Origin of the sequence: Nocardia sp. CA-119907, assembly GCF_050955995.1 — a bacterium.
Lineage (GTDB): Bacteria > Actinomycetota > Actinomycetes > Mycobacteriales > Mycobacteriaceae > Nocardia.
The window spans coordinates 3,757,556-3,774,303 of the sequence record NZ_CP192091.1; the positions used below are offsets into that span (position 1 = coordinate 3,757,556).

A 16,748-nucleotide genomic window follows, 5' to 3' on the forward strand; every position below is an offset into this window, starting at 1 on the left:
TCCCATCGCAGTATGCACATGCGAAACGGTCAGGGGAACTCGAAGCCGAGGGCGGCGGCCGCGGCAGCGGGAGTCGGCTGGGACCAGCGGTCGGTCAGGGCTTCGGCGCTGGTGAGGGAGCGGGTGATGGCGCGATCGATGTAGAGGGTGCCGTCGAGGTGGTCGGTCTCGTGTTGCACGATGCGCGCGGGCCAGCCGGACACTTCCTCATCCAGTTCGCGACCGCGTTCGTCCTGGCCGCGCAGCCGCACGCTGGCGTGGCGTGCGACCACGGCCTGCCAACCCGGGATACTGAGGCAGCCTTCGAAGAATGCGGCCCGGATATCGCCGATCGGTTCGTAGGTCGGATTGATCAGGACCCGGAACGGCAGCGGGACCCGGGCGCGGGCCGCGCGCACCTCGTCGGTCACCTCGGCCGGATCCTCCAGCACCGCCAGTCGCAGTGGTACCCCGACCTGCGGCGCGGCGAGCCCCACACCCGGCGCGGCATGCATCGTCTCCCGCATCGCGAGCACCAATCGGCCCAGCTGCGCGTCCGTGAGCTGCCCGTCGTATCGGGCGGCGGGGGTGCGAAGGACGGGGTCGCCCGCGGTGACAATGGGCAGTGGGCGCGGGCTGTCGAGCAGGCTCTCGACCAGATCGGGGAGGGGGACCATCATGGTCTCAGGATCGCAAGTCGGCAGGTGGCGGCATGATCCGGCCGGATTCACTGCCCAATTCGGTCGAGCCAGGAATATTTAGGCAAGCTAACTTATTAGTAAATATAGGCGCCTTTCTATGTGAACGGAACAACCGTCGGTTGGCAACCCGCCGAAGGAGGCTGGCCATGATGATGACTGATACCCAGATGGAGCGGCTGATCGGCCGCATCACCGACCTGTATGCCACCTATCCGCAGATCCGCGACGCGCGACCGGACCCACAGATCTTCGCCGCGATTCGAGAGCCGGGACTCAGTCCGGCCCAGATCGCGGAGATGGTGATGACGGGCTATGCGGATCGCCCGGCCCTCGGGCATCGCGTCAGCGAACCGACCACCGACGATGCGGGCCGCCGCACCCTGCGACTGCTGCCCGAATTCGAGACCATCACCTACGGGGAGCTGTGGGCGCGGGTCGCCGCGATCGCCGCGGACTGGCAGCACCATCCCGAAAACCCGCTGCGCGTCGGTGATTTCGTCGCGACGCTGGGTTTCACCAGCAGCGACTACATCGCCCTCGACTTGGCATGTCTGTACCTCGGCGCGGTTGCCGTGCCGCTGCAGGCGAGCGCATCACCCGCGCAGCTGTCGGCGATCCTCGCGGAGACCGCTCCGCGCATCCTCGCCGCGACCCCCGAAAACCTCGATGCCGCGATCGAATGCGTAGTGGCGGGACCGACGCCGGAACGGCTGGTCGTCTTCGACTACCACCCCGAGGACGACGATCAGCGCGAAGCATTCGAATCGGCCCGGCATCGGCTCGCGAACACACCGATAGTGGTGGAGTCACTGGATTCGGTAGTCGAACGCGGGCGCGCTCTGCCACCCGCGCCACTGTTCGTTCCCGACGGCGACGCGCTCACACTGCTGATCTACACCTCCGGCAGTACCGGAACCCCCAAAGGGGCCATGTACACCGCTGGGCTGGTGACGGCGATGTGGTTGGCCCAAGCCGAGGTGGCCGCGGTCAACCTGAACTACATGCCCATGAGCCATGTCGCCGGGCGCATGGCGCTGTACGGAGTGCTGGCCCGCGGCGGCACCGCCTATTTCACGGCCAAGAGCGATATCTCGACGTTGTTCGAGGATATCGGCCTGGTGCGCCCGACCGAGCTGTTCTTCGTACCTCGCGTGTGCGATATGGTCTTTCAGCGCTATCAGAGTGAAATGGCGCGACGCTCCGAACCGGGTATCGACCGCGCCGAACTCGAGCGTGTGGTGAAAGCCGAACTGCGCGGTGACTTTCTGGGCGGCCGGTTCATTACCGCGATCGTCGGCAGCGCACCGCTGGCCGCTGAGATGAAGACCTTCATCGAGTCGGTCATCGATCTGGACCTGCACGACGGCTACGGCTCGACCGAAGCCGGCGGCAGCATCATGATCGATAACCTGATCTGCCGTCCACCGGTCATCGACTACAAGCTGGTCGACGTGCCCGAGCTGGGGTATTTCGGCACCGACCAGCCGCATCCGCGCGGCGAACTGCTGTTGAAGACCACGACCATGATTCCTGGTTACTACAAGCGGCCCGAGGTCACCGCGGAGATCTTCGATGCGGACGGCTTCTACCGGACCGGTGACATCGTGGCCGAACTCGGGCCCGATCAGCTGGTATACGTGGATCGCCGCAACAATGTGCTCAAGTTGTCCCAGGGTGAATTCGTCGCAGTCGCGCATCTGGAGGCCGTATATGCCACCAGTCCGCTGCTCGAGCAGATCTTCGTCTACGGCAGCAGTGAGCGCGCCTATCTGCTCGCGGTGATCGTGCCCACCGAAGCGGTGCTGCGCAGCGCCGATCCGAAAGCGGCACTGAGCGATTCGCTGCAACGGATCGCCAAGGACGCCGGATTGCACTCCTATGAGATCCCGCGCGATTTCCTGATCGAGACCGAACCGTTCAGCGCCGACAACGGTCTGCTCTCCGGTATCGGCAAACTATTGCGCCCCAAGCTGATCGAGCGCTACGGCGACCGGTTGCAGCAGCTGTACGCCGAACTGGCCGAGGGGCAGGCGGACGAACTGCGGACGTTGCGCCGTGAAGCCGCCGAACTACCGGTGCTGGACACCGTCAGCCGCGCCGCACGGGCGCTACTCGGTTGTGCCACCACCGATCTGCGACCGGATGCGCATTTCACCGATCTCGGCGGCGATTCCCTTTCCGCACTGTCGTTTTCGAATCTGCTCCGCGATATCTTCGATGTAGAGGTGCCGGTCGGCGTCATCGTCAGCCCGGCCAACGGGTTGCGCGAATTGGCCGACTACGTCGAATCGGCACAGGGTTCCGGGGCGATCCGGCCCACCTTTGGCTCGGTACATGCTCGGAAAGACCTCGCGCGTGCCGATGAACTGACGCTCGACAAATTCATCGATGCGCAAGCACTCACCACCGCAACGTCTCTCCCGCACACGACCGCGACCCGGACCGTGCTGCTGACCGGTGCCAATGGCTACCTGGGCCGCTTTTTGTGCCTGGAATGGCTGGAGCGACTGGATAAAACCGGCGGCACCTTGATCTGCGTCATCCGCGGCAAAGATGCGGCCGCCGCCCGCGCCCGGCTCGACGCCGCCTTCGACAGCGGTGACCCGGAACTGATCCGACACTACCGGGAGCTGGCCGCCCGCCGCTTGGAGGTGCTGCCCGGCGATATCGGCGAGCCGAATCTCGGCTTGGACGATGCGACCTGGCATCGGCTGGCCGATACGGTCGATCTGGTCGTGCACCCCGCCGCACTGGTCAATCACGTCCTGCCCTATGACCAGCTTTTCGGCCCCAATGTCGTTGGTACCGCGGAACTCATCCGCTTGGCCATCACCACGCGGATCAAGCCTTTTACCTATCTGTCCACCGTGGCCGTCGCCGATCAGGTTCAGCCCTCGGCCTTCGAGGAGGACGGCGATATCCGTCGAATCAGCCCCACACGTGCCATCAACGAGAGCTACGCCAATGGTTATGGCAACAGCAAATGGGCGGGCGAGGTGCTGCTGCGGGAAGCACACGATCGGTGCGGACTACCCGTCGCGGTCTTCCGATCCGACATGATTCTGGCTCACAGCCGATTCAGCGGCCAGCTCAATATCCCGGATATGTTCACCCGGCTGCTGCTCAGTCTGGTCGCCACCGGCATCGCCCCGTATTCCTTCTATGAGACCGATGCCGACGGCAAACGTCGACGCGGACACTACGACGGCCTGCCCGCCGACTTCACCGCCGAGGCGATCACCACCCTTGGTGCCGAGGTGCGCAAAGGCTTCCGAACTTTCGACGTGCTCAACCCGCACGACGATGGCATCTCCCTCGACGAATTCGTGGACTGGTTGGTCGGATCCGGCCACCCCATCCGGCGGATCGACGACTATCAGGAGTGGTTCACCCGGTTCGAGACCGCCCTGCGCGCTCTGCCCGAGAAGCAGCGCCAGGCGTCGGTGCTGCCGCTGCTGCACGCCTACCGCCGTCCGGCGCCGCCCATCCGCGGCTCCGCCATTCCGGCGAAGGGTTTCACCGCCGCGGTCCAAGCCGCGAATATCGGGCCCGAGCACGATATCCCGCACCTGACACCCGCGCTCATCGAAAAGTACGTCAGCGATCTTCGGCTGCGCGGTCTGCTGTGAATCCGCTCGAAGCTGGGATTCAGCCGAGCTCGAGGATGGTAATCGTGAGGCGGGTGGCGTAGTCGACCACCGTCTCGCGGTCGGACTCGATATCGCCGTCGAGCCAGTCGAGGAATAGCGCGAGCAGTGCACCGGATATCGCGCTGACCGGCCGGGGAATCCGGCCGGAAGCGGTGGCGAACCGTGCGGCCTGCTCCGGTGCGAGTTGGGTGGCGACGAGTGTGACGAAGGCCGGAAGCGCGTCGGCGCCGTGGGCGCGAAGGGTGTCATCGGCCAGGGTTTCTCGGAACATGATCCGTCCGCGGCGGGGGTCGTCCTGGAAGTACTGTGCCGCGGCGTCGAAAGCCGCTCGGGCTCGGCCGGTTTCGTCGGCTGGGGCATTGCGCAGCCGGGTCGTGACGGTATCGAGCAGTCCGCGGGCCGTCTGGTCGTAGACCTCGATGAGCAGGGCTTCGCGATCGGGGAAGTTCTCGTAGAAGTAGCGCAGGCTCAACCCCGCCTCGCGGCAGACCGCCCGCATGGTGGTCGCCGCCGCGCCCTCGCCGCCGAGCAGCGCGTATCCGGCCCGCACGAGCTGTTCGCGGCGTTCGGCGGACCGGCTCGCCATGGTGCTGCCGCGCCACGTGCTGGCTGACGAACTCACGGATTCGATCATGTCATGGGCGCGTCGACGCATTCGGCGGGCGCGTGCCCGCGCGTTGTTCCAGCTTGCGGAGCAGATCCCGGAGCTGTTCATCGGTGCTGAGGTACTGATCCATCAGCACATTGATCGCGCCGCGCAGCAGGGAATAGGGCTCCCATACGCGAGGTGCGATGGTGCGCGGGGCGCGGCGGGCAATGCCATCGGCGACGGCGAGCGCGGCGTCGGCGGCGCTGATGCGCTGGTTCAGCGGCCAGGGCAACATGGCGTCGGCGGCGCGGCCGAATTCGTCGTCGTCGAGCGTGTGGTGGGTCATCGCGGTATCGACGATGCCGAAGTAGGCGACCCCGGCGCTGGCGCCGGACACGGCGAGTTCGACCCGCAATGCGCGACCGAGCTGTTCGACACCGGCCTTGCTGATCATGTACGGGGAACCGCCCATACCCGGTGCGAACGCGGCACAGGAGGACACCACCACGACATGTCCGCCGGTGGCGACGATATCGTCGAGCGCGGGGCGGACGGTATTGAAGACGCCGGTCAGATTGACGCCGATGACGCGGTCGAAGTCGGCCGGGTCCATGGTCCGCAGCGTGGCGGGTGTCGGGGCGATACCGGCGTTCGCGACCACTAGATCTATCCGGCCGAAACGTTCACGAACCGTTGCGATGGCCTCGACCATGCCGTCGCGGTCCGCGACATCGGCGCGCAGCGCGAACGCTCGCGATCCCAGTCGCGCTGCGGCAGTGCCGACTTCGGCCTCTTCGAGATCGAGCATCGCGACCGTGGCGCCACGCCGATGCAGGATGCGGGCCAGTTCGCCGCCGATGCCGCGCCCGGCCCCGGTAATGACGGCGACCCTGTCAGCCACGTCGAAGTCGGTGTCCGTCGGCAAGAGTCGCGAGAGGTTCATGGTGCCTCGGTGAGATAGGCGTCGGCGTCGAATCGCATGGTGCGGCGAGCGTATTCGAAGCTCCAGTTCGGATATAGCCCGGCATTGTGATTGCCGTCGGCGGTTTGGTAGTAGCTGCGGCAGCCGCCGGTGACCCATACCGTGTCCCGGCTGCGCTGCTCCATCTCCTCGACGAAGGCCCGCTGCGCCTGCGGTCGCACCTCGATGCGGCGAAGACCATTGTCGCGCATGCGCTTTGCCGCATCCACGATGTAGCGGATCTGGGCCTCGATCATGAAGATGGCGGATTGGTTTCCGGCCGCGCCGAACGGGCCGAGGGTGGTGAAGAAGTTCGGGAATCCGGTGACGGAGGTCCCGAGATAGCTTTGCGGGCGTTGCCGATACAGCTGTGCGAGGGTGCGCCCGGCGGTGTCGTGGATGGCTTCGAATATCCGCGGTGGTACGCCGAATCCGGTACCCCAGATGATCGTATCCACGTCGTGTTCGGTGCCGTCGCGGGTGATGATCGATCGTGGCCGGACTTCGGCGATGCCGGAGGTCTCCACGTCGACGTTCGGCTGTGTCAACGCCGGATAATAAGCGTCGGAGAAGATCGCGCGTTTGCAACCGATCATGTAGTCGGGTGTCAGCTTTCGGCGCAGCAGCGGATCGGGAACCTGCCGACGCAGCTGCCACCGGCCCAATGCCTCGAACGGGTGACGGAACCGCTTGTCCACGAACCCCACCAGCCCGAATCCCTCGATGCCGGTGAAATAGGCGGCGCGAATCGTCTTGCCCAGCAACGGCATCCGTCGCAGCAGTGTGCGCTCGACAGCGGTCGTCGCCCAATCCATGCGCGGCACGATCCACGGCGCCGAACGCTGGAATACCGTCAGCTGACCAACCACCGGCTGGATCTCCGGAATGAATTGCACCGCCGATGCGCCGGTGCCGATCACCGCGACCCGCTCACCGGTCAGGTCGTGGCCGTGATCCCAGTGCAGGGAATGGAATTGGGTACCGGCGAAATTCGCGATGCCGGGCAGGCTGGGGATCTGCGCCTCGCTGAACGGCCCGATCGCCGAGACGAGCACATCGGTCGTAAACGAACGTTGCCCGGTGTAGATACGCCATAGTCCGGCGGTCTCGTCCCACCTCGCGTCGAGCACCTCGCTGTTGTAGCGAATATGCTGCGGCACACCGAATTTATCGGCGACGCCGCGCAGGTATTCGAGGATCTCCGGCTGCGTGCCGTAACGCCGAGACCAATTCGGATTCGGTGCGAACGAATACGAATACAGCATCGAGGGGACATCGCACGCGCAGCCGGGATAGGTATTGGCGCTCCAGGTACCCCCGAGATCGGTGCCGCGCTCGAGAATCACGAAGTTACGGAATCCGGCTTCACGCAATTTCGCGGCCAACCCGATCCCCGCGAATCCGGCGCCGATGATCACGATCGGCACATGGTTGTCCTGTGGTCGCGTTGTCGGCTGATCCATCTGTACTCCTCGCCGGACGGGTCGCGCACACGTGGCGCCAGCGCTCTCGCGCCTTGTAGGAATCATCTGATTCCAATGGCATCAGATGATTCCTATATGGACATCGAGTGTCAAGGGCGCGGTGGTGTCTGACCCGGCTCCATGCTGGTCGAATGGGGGTTCGACTCGTCGATCGCGTCACTCATGGCGCATCTTCGACCGGGGGCAATGGCCTTCTGCGCGGTGGCCGACCGCGTGGGTGCCGATAGCCTGGGAGCATGGGGCAGCGGAAATCGAATGCGCCGCGGCGGAAGCTCGCGGGACGGATGGATGCGTGGCTGGTGGCGCGCAGTGCGCGGGTGCGGCCGACGCCCGCCGATAGGTTTCTGCGGACCTTGAGCACGAGTGCCAACCACAGCCGACTGTGGTTGGCGGTGGCGGCGGTGCTGGCGCTGCTCGGCGGTCGCGCACCGCGACGGGCGGCCGTGCGTGGGCTCGTATCCGTCGCGCTGGCCAGCTCGGTGGCGAATGGTGTGGCCAAGCCACTATTTCCTCGGCGCCGGCCGCCCGATGAGTCGGTGCCGTTCGTGCGGCGGCTGGTGACACCGCCGGTGTCCTCCTCGTTCCCCTCCGGGCATGCCGCATCCGCCGCGGCCTTCGCGACGGGTGTCGCCCTCGAATCCCCGGCAGCGGCGGTCGCCATCGCGCCGATAGCGGTGGCCGTCGGCTATTCACGCGTGCACATCGGCGTGCATTGGCCTTCGGATGTGCTCGCCGGGGCGGCATTGGGCAGTGCGATAGCCCTCGGCACCCGGCGGTGGTGGGCGCAGCGCGAGGATATGCCCGCCGAACTCGGGCCGGATCTTCGAATCGCCCCGGTGACCGACGGTGGCGGCCTGCTGCTGGTGACCAATACCCAATCCGGCGGTGGCACCGATGCCGAACAATTTCGGTCACTTCGCGAAAGTCTGCCCGACGCAACGATTCTGGAGGTGGCCGACGATCTCGCCGCGCAACTCGACGACCGAGCCAGCCGGGACGATATCGTCGCACTCGGCGTATTCGGCGGCGACGGGACGGTATCGGCCGTCGCGGCGGCCGCGGTCGAACATCGGCTGCCGCTCGCGGTGTTCGCGGGTGGCACTCTCAACCATTTCGCCCGCGACACCGGCGTGGAGCGGCTGGAACAGACCCTGACCGCATTGGCATCGGGCCAAGTGGTCCAGACCGATACGGCCCAGGTGCGATCGGACGGGCTCGCGGCCCGCACCTTCGTCAACACGGCAAGTCTGGGTGGCTATCCGGACTTCGTCCGGACCAGGGAACGCTGGGAGTCGCGCTTGGGCAAATGGCCTGCCGCGGGAATCGCCATGGTGCGCGCACTGTTTCGGGCCCAGCCGCTGCGGGTGAGCATCGACGGCGTAGATACCGGCATCTGGATGCTGTTCGTCGGCAACGGCCATTACCGGCCCGCCCACCAGATCCCGATGGCGCGCCCCGCGCTGCACCACGGCGCCCTCGACGTGCGATATCTGCGCGCGGATATGCCGTTCTCGCGAACCCGCCTGATCTGGGCCACGCTCACCGGGACGCTCGACCGCTCCGCGACCTACGTACACCGCCGATCCGAACGGCTGACCGTGCACGTCGACAGCGGCCCGGTCGCCTTGGCCGCCGATGGTGAGGTCGACGAGCGCGGCACGGACTTCACCTTCACCAGCCGACCCGCGACATTGACCTTGTTCCGTCCCGCCGATGTCCACTGACCCAGCCCCGCTCATGGCAGGCTTCGGCGATACCCCGGTATCGGCGCAGGTCCCACGTAGCCGACGACGACCGTCATCCCGCCGACCTACCCGGGCGCGGCGGGCAAACGGCCTGCTACCGCATCTCGGGGCGGATAAACGGTCGGCTGGTTATTCGACCGGAACGTGGCGCGCTGGTCGGTCCACGGAGGAGTATATGAAATACACCGCCGCCGTCGGCGCAGAAACGAGGTGCACGATGGGAAACCTGGATGAGAATGCGATCGACCTGCTGACTGCCCAGCACGAGCAGATCCGGCACCTGCTCGACAAGCTGAAAGCGGGCCAGGACGATAAGCGGGAACTGTTCACCGAGATGGTGCGGCTGCTGGCGGTGCACGAAACCGCCGAAGAGGAAGTCGTACACGCGGTGGCGCGGCGCTCGGCATTCGGCGCCGATGAAATCATCAGGCCGAGACTCGTGGAGGAGAACGCGGTCAAGCATGCGCTTGCCGAACTGTACGATCTCGGCGTCGACCATCCCGAATTCGATACGAAGCTAGTCGATTTCGCCGCTGCCTTCACCGCGCACGCCGCGAACGAGGAGACCGAGGAATTCCCGTTCCTGCGCAAGCAGTTCTCGGTGAATCAACTCGAACGCTGGGCAGGTATGTTGCGCGCCGCCGAAAAGGTCGCGCCCACCCGCCCGCATCCGCACGCCGGCGAGACCGGACTGGCGAACCTCGTGACGAGTCCACCATTGGCGGTATTCGACCGGGTCCGCGACGCCGTCCGCGATTGGCGCCATACGAACGGTCACTGACGCGCAGTCCAGCCGAGGCGACGAGGGCCACGGCCCGCGCCGCCTGAAACTAGTACTGGCAGCACCTGGATACCGCTAGCAGATTCCGGGATCATCACAGGATGACCGATGTGGTAGATGTCCGCGCAGTACGCAAGGCACGCCGCGCCGAACTCGGCGCCTTCCTGAAGTCCCGCCGCGCGCGAATCACCCCCAAAGACGTCGGCCTTCCCCCAGGCCCACGCCGCCGCACTCCCGGCCTACGCCGCGAGGAGGTCGCCCAACTGGCCGGAATCGGAATAACTTGGTACACCTGGCTGGAGCAGGGGCGCCAAATCAATGTCAGCGTACAGGTCTTGAATGCGGTGGCGCGGACTTTGTCGTTGGATGCGGCGGAGAAGGCGCATTTGTATCGGCTGGCGGATGTGCCGACGGTGCCGACCGCGCATGCGGGAACGGCTCTGCCGGAAGAGCTTCAGGTGATTTTGGATCATCTCGAACCTTTGCCGGGAGTGGTGTTGAGCCCTCGTTATGACGTGCTCGCGCACAACAAGTCGTATGAGGCACTGTGCCCGGGCTTTGTGATGGGGGAACGTAACGTTGCACGCCGGGTTTTCTTGACTCCGGAGTGTTGCAATACGTATCTCCATAATTGGGATGATCTGCGGCGCATGGTCGGTTATCTGCGTGGTTCGTATGCGAAGAACCTCGGTGATCCGGGTTGGCAGGATTTCATCGCTGAGTTGTGTACTGAGAGTGAGCCTTTCGCGTCGTTGTGGGCGCGTAATGATGTGGCGGTGCCAGCGAGTCGGACCAAGCAGATCCGGAATTTGGCGGTGGGGGAGTTGGAGATGTTCTTGACGAGCATGAGCTTGCCTGCGCTGCCGCATGCGTGGATGCAGATTTACACGCCGGTCGATGAGGGGGCGTGGGTGAAGTTGGGTGAGTTGTTGGCGATGAGTGAGGAAGAGCGGCAACGTCCGTGGATCGAGCATCGCGAGCAGTATCACGCTGCTGCGGGGTAGCGGGAGGCTCGTTGCGTGAGCTGCCGTGGACCGGATGGTGTCGAGGTGCCGGGCCGGATTACTGGGGCGTGGGTGCCCAATCTTCGAGGTAGGCCCGATAGGCGCCCGTTGGCAGCGTGGCGTCGTAGACCAGCTGTGCGGTGGGGGTGAATTCGGACAGGTGCGGCGCCCAGCCCCAGCAGACGAACGTGTCGCCGCCCGACAGGTCTCGCGCATTGCCCATGGCGGCGGAGACGAAGCCGTCCGGGTGGGTTTGGTTGCGCGCGAGGGTGGCGGTGTGGGCGGCGGGATCGATGTGGATCCATTCCACACTAGAGGCGCCGAGCGTGGTCTGGCCGCTGGAGTTGTCATTGAACAGCCGCACTGTGGACGGGTCGGCGAATTCGGCGTCGTGCTGGAAGGCGAACTCGACGCCCGGGCCGAGGTCCAGGGTCGAATGCTTGCCGCCGAGCCGCCAGTTGATCGCTCCGGTGTGGATATCCACGTCGTACACCGTGGAGGTGTTGCGCATCGAGATGACCAGGTTCCCGTCGGGGTCGAGTGCGATGGAATTCATGTGGTACGGGTCGTAGATGGTGTCGCTGGGTAACGTGCCGGTCTGGGTGGTGTCGGTCAGTGGGACGTGCTGCGCCGGGTCCCATTGGAACAGAACCTTTTTCGTCGCGACGTCGACCACCGACGCGATGGAGTCGTACAGCTGCCCGTCCTTCGGGCCGCCGATAGCGGACAGGTCCGCGGGAATCTGCCGGTAGGAGGTGATCAGTGCGCGGCCGTCCGGGGTCAGCAGGAACTCGTGCACATCGGAGGCCAATTCGTCACCAGGAGTGAGAGTTTCGATGATGTGGCCGTGCTCGTCGGCGATGTAGTCAGCACCGGAACCGTGCCCGCCTACCGCGCTGCCCTGCCACCAGGTCAGCACGCGCTGCCCACGATAGGTTTGGGTGCGGAAGTTGGATACGTCCTGGCCTTTCGGCGGGTCGTAGCGCCACACCTGGTGGCCGGCCTTGTCCAGCACGACGTTGGCCGGGGCGAGCGTCGGAATCTGGGACAGGGTTTGCCCGAGTCCGGGTAGCATGGCCGCGGCGCTGACCCCGGTGGAGTAGTAGATGTAGCCGGGGGCGCCGTTCGGGTCGTTGACGTTCACCGTGTATGTCGGCGTACCGACCGGCATGCTGGGCAGCAACGGCGCTGCCGACGCCGCCAGCGGTATCGACGCCGTGACGGCCGCGGCGAGCGAGATCGCGGCAATCCGTCGCACATTCTGAACGGTCCTGGTCATCTGAGTCCTTTCGAAAGTCGTTGCGGCAAGACGGGGTACTTAGTTGTTGTCGGTGTTGAGCGAGTCCGGCGGCAGATAATTTCGTGGCATCGGCGACGGGCGATCGAAGGGGCCGGTCAGGCGGTGAGACCGGCGACGAAGTCCATGAACTGAGCGTTGTAGGGATCGGCGGCGGGGCTTTTCGGGATCGGGTGGAACGCTCCGTCGTCCATGACTGCGGCATCGACCCGTGGCGAGCGGGTACGCAGGGAGTCGGCGAATTGCTTAGTGAGCGTGTTGTTTTCGACCCAAAGCTGATCGTTGCGGGCCAGGCGGTAGTAGACCGGGACGGGAACCTCGGAACTCACCCGCGCCCAGTTTCCGCGTGGCCACGCCCCGGTGATCTCGAGCAACTCCGGCCGCACGATACTCGAGCCGCCGAGGCTGAGCGTTTGCACGTCGGGCAAGGCGTGCCACAGATCGGTCGCGTAGGGCCGGGGTTGCTGCCCGATATCGCAGACCCCCAATCCGAGCAGCGGCCACCGGTTTTCGCCGCGGCGGTTCCCGGCCGCCCACCGGGCGATCAGGGTCAGCGCGACCGCGCCGCCGATGGACGAGCCATGGATCACGACGCCGGAGCAATCGCTGCTCCAGGTGCGCCATATCTCGGCGATGGCGTCGTCGAGCCGGGCCGCGTTGGCGTCGAAGAGCCCGTCGTCGCTGTCGTCGGGGACGTTCAGCGAGGCGCTGCCGCCGTAGCCGGGCCGATCGGGCGCGAACGCGGAATACCCGTGGACGGCGCTCAACTCCAGTTGGGAATGCCCGGGTATGTCGGCTTCGGCCGAGGACGACCCGCCGCCGTGCAGGTACACGATCAGCGGTGCTCCGGCGTGGGATCGATCGGCCAGGCGATAGCGCCCGGTGATCGCCCCGTCCAGCAGCCGCAACTGCTGGACACCGGCGGCGGTTGTGGCCGGATCAGCGTGTGCGGCAGTCTGTTTCAGTCCAGTCGCGGCCAGAGCTCCGGCGGCGACGGCAAACCCGGCGAGGACGTTTCGTCGGGGGTAACCGCGGTCGTGGTGTCGTTGGGTCTTGTTCACTATGACTCCTCTGCCGGGGGTCCGGCCAGGCGGGGAAACAGTCGGCGGGCGTTGGCGGTGGTCAACGCCCGCCAGGTGGTGTTGCCCGGGCATGGGGCGTGGGTGAAGGCGGCCGTGTGCAGCTCCGCGATCGGGGCCGGGGTCCAGGGATAGTCGCTGCCGTAGAGCAGGTGCGTGGGTTCGGTCAGGCCGAGCAGGGCCGGGATCTGTCGTGGAAACGGTGTGCCCGCGGTGTCGTAATACAGTCGGCGCAGTTGCTCCACCACATCGTGGGTGTCGGCAGAGCGGCCTCGGAGCAGCCCGAGGAAGCCGTTGACGCGGTCGGCGAGTACCGGTAGCGCGCCGCCGCAATGTGGGACGACGACCCGCAGCCGTGGGTGCCGCACCAGGGTGCCGGCGAACACCATGTCGGTGACCGCGCGGGCGGTGTCGAAGATGAATTCGATGACCGGGCTCGGGCGGCCCAGCGCGGTCTGTTGCCAGCACACCGGCGCGGTCGGATGCAGCAGCACGACCGCGCCGCGGCGATCGAGTTCGGCCCAGACCGGCTCGAGGCGCTCGTCGCCGAGATAGACACCACCACTGTTGGTTCCGATGATTACCCCGTCCGCGCCGAGCACGTCGAAGGCGTAGCCGATTTCGTCGACGGCGCCGTCGACCGACGGCAACGGCAGCGACGCGAACAAGCCGAATCTGCCGGGGTGGGTGCGCACCACCTCGGCGCCGGACTCGTTGACGTGTCTGGCAAGCCGGTGCGCGGCCGTGTCGTCACCGAAGTGGACACCGGGAGACGAGATCGACAGCATCGCCGTGTCGATGCCGTTGCGGTCCATCAGGTCGAGGTGGGTTTCGGCCGACCATTCGGGCCAGCCGGGCATGCCGTCGGGTCGTTCGTGGCCCGCGGCCCGCGCGGCCGCGACATACGCGCCGGTGACGAAATGGGCGTGCGCATCAATGAATCCGGTGCCCGAGGTGGTCACGAGTTGTCCGGCTGCTGGTCGGGATCGGGCAGTGGCCGGCGGCAAATGTCGCGGGCCTCGTCGGCAGGGATCCCGAACATGCGCAACAGGTCCTCGGTGACCTGGTCGGTCGCCGCGGCGTCGTCACGCTCGGGGGCATCGTGCAGCAACTGGCCCAGGAACAGCGCTGAACCGGCGACGATCGTCAGTGCGAGCTCCGGATCGGCCACGGCGAACCGGCCCGCGCGGGCGGCGTCCTCGATGTCGCGGCGGGCGCGCGGGGCCAGCCCCCTGTCCGAGCCGATGAACGCGATCCAGTTGTTGAGCAACACCTTGCTGAGCACCGGATGGCGACGGTGCAGCCTGCCGGTGAGCCGGAAGCTCTGTGCGAACACGTGCGCCGGGTCGTCCAGGTCGGTCGTGAGCTGGTCCAATATCGCGCCGAAATGGTCCAACGCCTCCTCGAAGGCGAGGTCGAACAGTTCCTCTCGGCTGTCGAAGTGGTTGTAGAACGAGCCCATACCGACATCGGCCGCCCGCGTGATCTCCAGAATCGGGACATTGGGTTTGTCGTTGGCAAGGAATGACTGCGCCGCCTGCACCAGCGCGCCACGTGTGATCGCCTTGCGTCGCTGCATGCGGTTGGGCTGCGTGGGCTCGAGGTTGGTCCCACCAGTCTGCTCGACCACGGTTGTTTCACCTTTCCGGGGCTCGGCACATCGGACGCAAGTTTAGCGTCAACTCTGCAGTTGCAGTCAATAGTGACGAAGAATTCAGAACTCTTTGACTGAGAGATGGTCGATAGTGATGATTGCCTCGGACTGCTCTGAAAGGGAGTTGGCCGATGACTGACCGGCGCGACCCGCATGAGGATCTGCACAACGAGCGGGGTGCTCTGGCGGGTGAACACCAATGCGACCTGGAACTGTTCGAGCTCGGCATGGCGGCCGACTTAGGCGCGATCACGCCCCATCGCCAGGCTATCCGCGAGCACACCGGGACCATCGCTGGTCACGCTCAGCAACTCTCCTCCCGGCGTGTTCTCCTCGAGCAGGTGAGCAGCGCATCGGCTTGTCTGCCACCGCGGTACAGCGCCAAGGCCAGCAGTTCCCATCGACGTTCTCGATACGGGGTGGGCACCACTGCCTCGGTCAGTAAGCAGACGATGACGATTCACCTTCGTCAGCGCCGTCACAATGCGTGACCTCGAGGCCGCACGAAAATGTCAGTGGCTGCAAGGTGGTAGCCCACAGAAGGATGCCAGTCCAGTGGCGGGCTTCGAGGCCGGCGAGATACGTAGCGACGGTTGCGTGAGTTGTCGGCGATGACCGAGGCAGCGGCAGCGTCCGTGGATCGAGCATCGCGAGCAGTACCACGCGGCGGCGGGTTAGCGCGGGCTGGTCCATGCCTTCCCGCAGGCGGGGTCCGTGTCGGCTCCCGCTTACGCATGCTGATCGCCCTGCTTCCTGGTAGCGATGCCCGCGGTCGCGTACATGGTCGCGACGCGTGGCTCTGACGTTCCCGAACTCCGGGATTCAGCCCGGGAATCGAACGCGTCGTCCGTACCCGTAATCGGCGCGTCGCAAGTTGGTGTATTCGGCGAGGCGCTCGTCAGATGGGAACTGCGACGACCAGGGGACGGCTGACGCGAAATTTGTATTGGACAACTGGGTTTCGGCGATCATCGCTGGATTGCCGATCAAGATCGACGAGCCGGTCGAACGCCTCATTGCCGTCCACGAACAGATTGCGCGGCATCGGTTCCGTCGCGAACCCGAGGCCAAGAAGTCGCTGCTGTCGCTGACCACGCGGGCGCCGACGGTGTTCACAGCGGCGCTCGTCCGGATCGTCGCATGGTTCCCCAGGGCAGGCGCAGCACGCTGGGGACCAACATTCCCGGGCCGAAGTGTCGGCTGATGCTGGGTGGCCCGGACGGGGTGGGGATCTGGCCTGCCTCCCGATCGCGATGTCGGTGCGCACCACGGATCTGCACGCTGCACAAAGCGCATCGGGCATCGGTGACAACAGCCCCGGATGGCGGAGACCTACGGCCCTGTCCGCGCATCGCCGGTGCGGCGACGATGAGGTGGACGACGTGGATGAAGGAGGTCCGGGATGCGGGCGAAGCCAGGAGATTGGCTGGTGGTCGAAGCGCGGACCATCGACGGCGACGTGCGGCGGGGGCTGATCGAAGAGGTGCACGGTGCGGATGGGGCGCCGCCGTATTTCGTGCATTGGGTCGACACAGGGCATCGGGCGCTGACATTTCCCGGTCCGGACTCCCATGTGCTCAGCGCGGCTGAATTGCGGGCCCAGGAAGAGGTTGCGGCGAGTCGATTCTCGTCGGTGCAACGCCGTTCGGAGCGCGCCGCGAAGGAAATCCGGTCGAGTTGACCTATGAATCGCCGATGGACGCGCGCCCGCCCATCGATGGTGCCGGCCAACCAGGCCGTTCGACTACATGGCCGAGACCGACGGCACTGCATACGGGAGACCTACGGCTCAATCGGCCAATTGCGGGCGTGGTGACGATGAGT

15 protein-coding genes are annotated in these 16,748 nt (G+C 65.8%); 7 read left to right on the top strand and 8 right to left on the bottom strand.

The features are described 5' to 3' along the window. Window positions 1-29: 29 nt before the first annotated feature. The gene (locus ACQP2D_RS16775; protein WP_433684618.1) at window positions 30-659 is read right to left on the bottom strand and encodes a peptide deformylase; all 630 of its coding nucleotides are present in this window, start codon (window positions 657-659) and stop codon (window positions 30-32) included. 170 nt (window positions 660-829) lie between these two features. Between ACQP2D_RS16775 and car the strand changes: the two genes are divergently transcribed. Then, window positions 830-4,309 carry a carboxylic acid reductase gene (gene car / locus ACQP2D_RS16780; RefSeq protein WP_433685676.1) on the top strand — a complete coding sequence of 1,160 codons (3,480 nt, stop codon included), beginning with the start codon at window positions 830-832 and terminating at the stop codon, window positions 4,307-4,309. Window positions 4,310-4,328: 19 nt separating this feature from the next. Here car and ACQP2D_RS16785 read toward each other — a convergent pair whose 3' ends face one another. The 3 genes from ACQP2D_RS16785 to ACQP2D_RS16795 are packed head-to-tail and all read right to left on the bottom strand — an operon-like array spanning window position 4,329 to window position 7,343. Beyond that, window positions 4,329-4,952 carry a TetR/AcrR family transcriptional regulator gene (locus ACQP2D_RS16785; protein ID WP_433684619.1) on the bottom strand — a complete coding sequence of 208 codons (624 nt, stop codon included), beginning with the start codon at window positions 4,950-4,952 and terminating at the stop codon, window positions 4,329-4,331. Window positions 4,953-4,965: 13 nt separating this feature from the next. Then, a complete protein-coding gene (locus tag ACQP2D_RS16790; RefSeq protein ID WP_433684620.1) occupies window positions 4,966-5,862 on the bottom strand; it encodes an SDR family oxidoreductase in 897 nt (298 codons plus the stop codon). Continuing rightward, window positions 5,859-7,343, bottom strand: a complete 1,485-nt coding sequence (locus ACQP2D_RS16795; protein WP_433684621.1) for a flavin-containing monooxygenase — start codon at window positions 7,341-7,343, stop codon at window positions 5,859-5,861. Before ACQP2D_RS16795 ends, ACQP2D_RS16790 begins: the two co-directional genes overlap by 4 nt. A 257-nt stretch (window positions 7,344-7,600) precedes the next feature. Here ACQP2D_RS16795 and ACQP2D_RS16800 point away from each other — a divergent pair, with 257 nt between their 5' ends. The 3 genes from ACQP2D_RS16800 to ACQP2D_RS16810 all read left to right on the top strand — a co-directional run bounded on the left by ACQP2D_RS16800 (window position 7,601) and on the right by ACQP2D_RS16810 (window position 10,894). Further along, on the top strand, window positions 7,601-9,088 hold the full coding sequence (locus ACQP2D_RS16800) for a bifunctional phosphatase PAP2/diacylglycerol kinase family protein (RefSeq protein ID WP_433684622.1): 1,488 nt from the start codon (window positions 7,601-7,603) through the stop codon (window positions 9,086-9,088). A 238-nt stretch (window positions 9,089-9,326) separates the two neighbouring features. Next, window positions 9,327-9,890: a hemerythrin domain-containing protein gene (locus tag ACQP2D_RS16805; protein ID WP_433684623.1), complete on the top strand. Its 564-nt coding sequence runs from the start codon at window positions 9,327-9,329 to the stop codon at window positions 9,888-9,890. A 101-nt stretch (window positions 9,891-9,991) separates the two neighbouring features. Further along, entirely contained in the window at window positions 9,992-10,894 is a 903-nt protein-coding gene (locus ACQP2D_RS16810; protein ID WP_433684624.1) for a helix-turn-helix transcriptional regulator, read from the top strand. A 58-nt stretch (window positions 10,895-10,952) separates the two neighbouring features. Here the strand turns inward: ACQP2D_RS16810 and ACQP2D_RS16815 are convergent, their stop codons facing one another. The 4 genes from ACQP2D_RS16815 to ACQP2D_RS16830 form a co-directional block, all read right to left on the bottom strand. Beyond that, window positions 10,953-12,173 carry an arylsulfotransferase family protein gene (locus ACQP2D_RS16815; RefSeq protein ID WP_433684625.1) on the bottom strand — a complete coding sequence of 407 codons (1,221 nt, stop codon included), beginning with the start codon at window positions 12,171-12,173 and terminating at the stop codon, window positions 10,953-10,955. A 116-nt stretch (window positions 12,174-12,289) separates the two neighbouring features. Beyond that, entirely contained in the window at window positions 12,290-13,252 is a 963-nt protein-coding gene (locus tag ACQP2D_RS16820) for an alpha/beta hydrolase family protein (RefSeq protein WP_433684626.1), read from the bottom strand. Then, on the bottom strand, window positions 13,252-14,232 hold the full coding sequence (locus tag ACQP2D_RS16825) for an amidohydrolase family protein (RefSeq protein ID WP_433684627.1): 981 nt from the start codon (window positions 14,230-14,232) through the stop codon (window positions 13,252-13,254). Before ACQP2D_RS16825 ends, ACQP2D_RS16820 begins: the two co-directional genes overlap by 1 nt. Further along, window positions 14,229-14,849 (bottom strand): TetR/AcrR family transcriptional regulator, encoded by a 621-nt coding sequence (locus ACQP2D_RS16830; RefSeq protein ID WP_433685677.1) that lies wholly within the window; start codon window positions 14,847-14,849, stop codon window positions 14,229-14,231. The genes ACQP2D_RS16825 and ACQP2D_RS16830 overlap by 4 nt, the downstream gene beginning before the upstream one ends. 206 nt (window positions 14,850-15,055) lie before the next feature. On the opposite strand from ACQP2D_RS16830, the gene ACQP2D_RS16835 reads away from it, so the two are divergent. From ACQP2D_RS16835 to ACQP2D_RS16845, 3 genes are all read left to right on the top strand, one after another. Beyond that, window positions 15,056-15,415, top strand: coding sequence for a hypothetical protein (locus ACQP2D_RS16835; protein WP_433684628.1), 360 nt, complete (start codon window positions 15,056-15,058; stop codon window positions 15,413-15,415). 386 nt (window positions 15,416-15,801) lie between these two features. Next, on the top strand, window positions 15,802-16,128 hold the full coding sequence (locus ACQP2D_RS16840; RefSeq protein ID WP_433685678.1) for a WS/DGAT domain-containing protein: 327 nt from the start codon (window positions 15,802-15,804) through the stop codon (window positions 16,126-16,128). Window positions 16,129-16,326: 198 nt separating this feature from the next. Continuing rightward, window positions 16,327-16,605: a DUF1918 domain-containing protein gene (locus tag ACQP2D_RS16845; RefSeq protein ID WP_433684629.1), complete on the top strand. Its 279-nt coding sequence runs from the start codon at window positions 16,327-16,329 to the stop codon at window positions 16,603-16,605. The last annotated feature ends 143 nt before the right edge of the window (window positions 16,606-16,748 follow it).

Excerpts from the sequence above, each read along its gene's own strand:
- ACQP2D_RS16775 (WP_433684618.1), bottom strand. The coding sequence starts at position 659 with ATGATGGTCCCCCTCCCCGATCTGGTCGAGAGCCTGCTCGACAGCCCG.
- car (WP_433685676.1), top strand. The coding sequence starts at position 830 with ATGATGACTGATACCCAGATGGAGCGGCTGATCGGCCGCATCACCGAC.
- ACQP2D_RS16790 (WP_433684620.1), bottom strand. The coding sequence starts at position 5,862 with ATGAACCTCTCGCGACTCTTGCCGACGGACACCGACTTCGACGTGGCT.
- ACQP2D_RS16795 (WP_433684621.1), bottom strand. The coding sequence starts at position 7,343 with ATGGATCAGCCGACAACGCGACCACAGGACAACCATGTGCCGATCGTG.
- ACQP2D_RS16800 (WP_433684622.1), top strand. The coding sequence starts at position 7,601 with ATGGGGCAGCGGAAATCGAATGCGCCGCGGCGGAAGCTCGCGGGACGG.
- ACQP2D_RS16805 (WP_433684623.1), top strand. The coding sequence starts at position 9,327 with ATGGGAAACCTGGATGAGAATGCGATCGACCTGCTGACTGCCCAGCAC.
- ACQP2D_RS16810 (WP_433684624.1), top strand. The coding sequence starts at position 9,992 with ATGACCGATGTGGTAGATGTCCGCGCAGTACGCAAGGCACGCCGCGCC.
- ACQP2D_RS16815 (WP_433684625.1), bottom strand. The coding sequence starts at position 12,173 with ATGACCAGGACCGTTCAGAATGTGCGACGGATTGCCGCGATCTCGCTC.
- ACQP2D_RS16830 (WP_433685677.1), bottom strand. The coding sequence starts at position 14,849 with ATGCAGCGACGCAAGGCGATCACACGTGGCGCGCTGGTGCAGGCGGCG.
- ACQP2D_RS16835 (WP_433684628.1), top strand. The coding sequence starts at position 15,056 with ATGACTGACCGGCGCGACCCGCATGAGGATCTGCACAACGAGCGGGGT.
- ACQP2D_RS16845 (WP_433684629.1), top strand. The coding sequence starts at position 16,327 with ATGCGGGCGAAGCCAGGAGATTGGCTGGTGGTCGAAGCGCGGACCATC.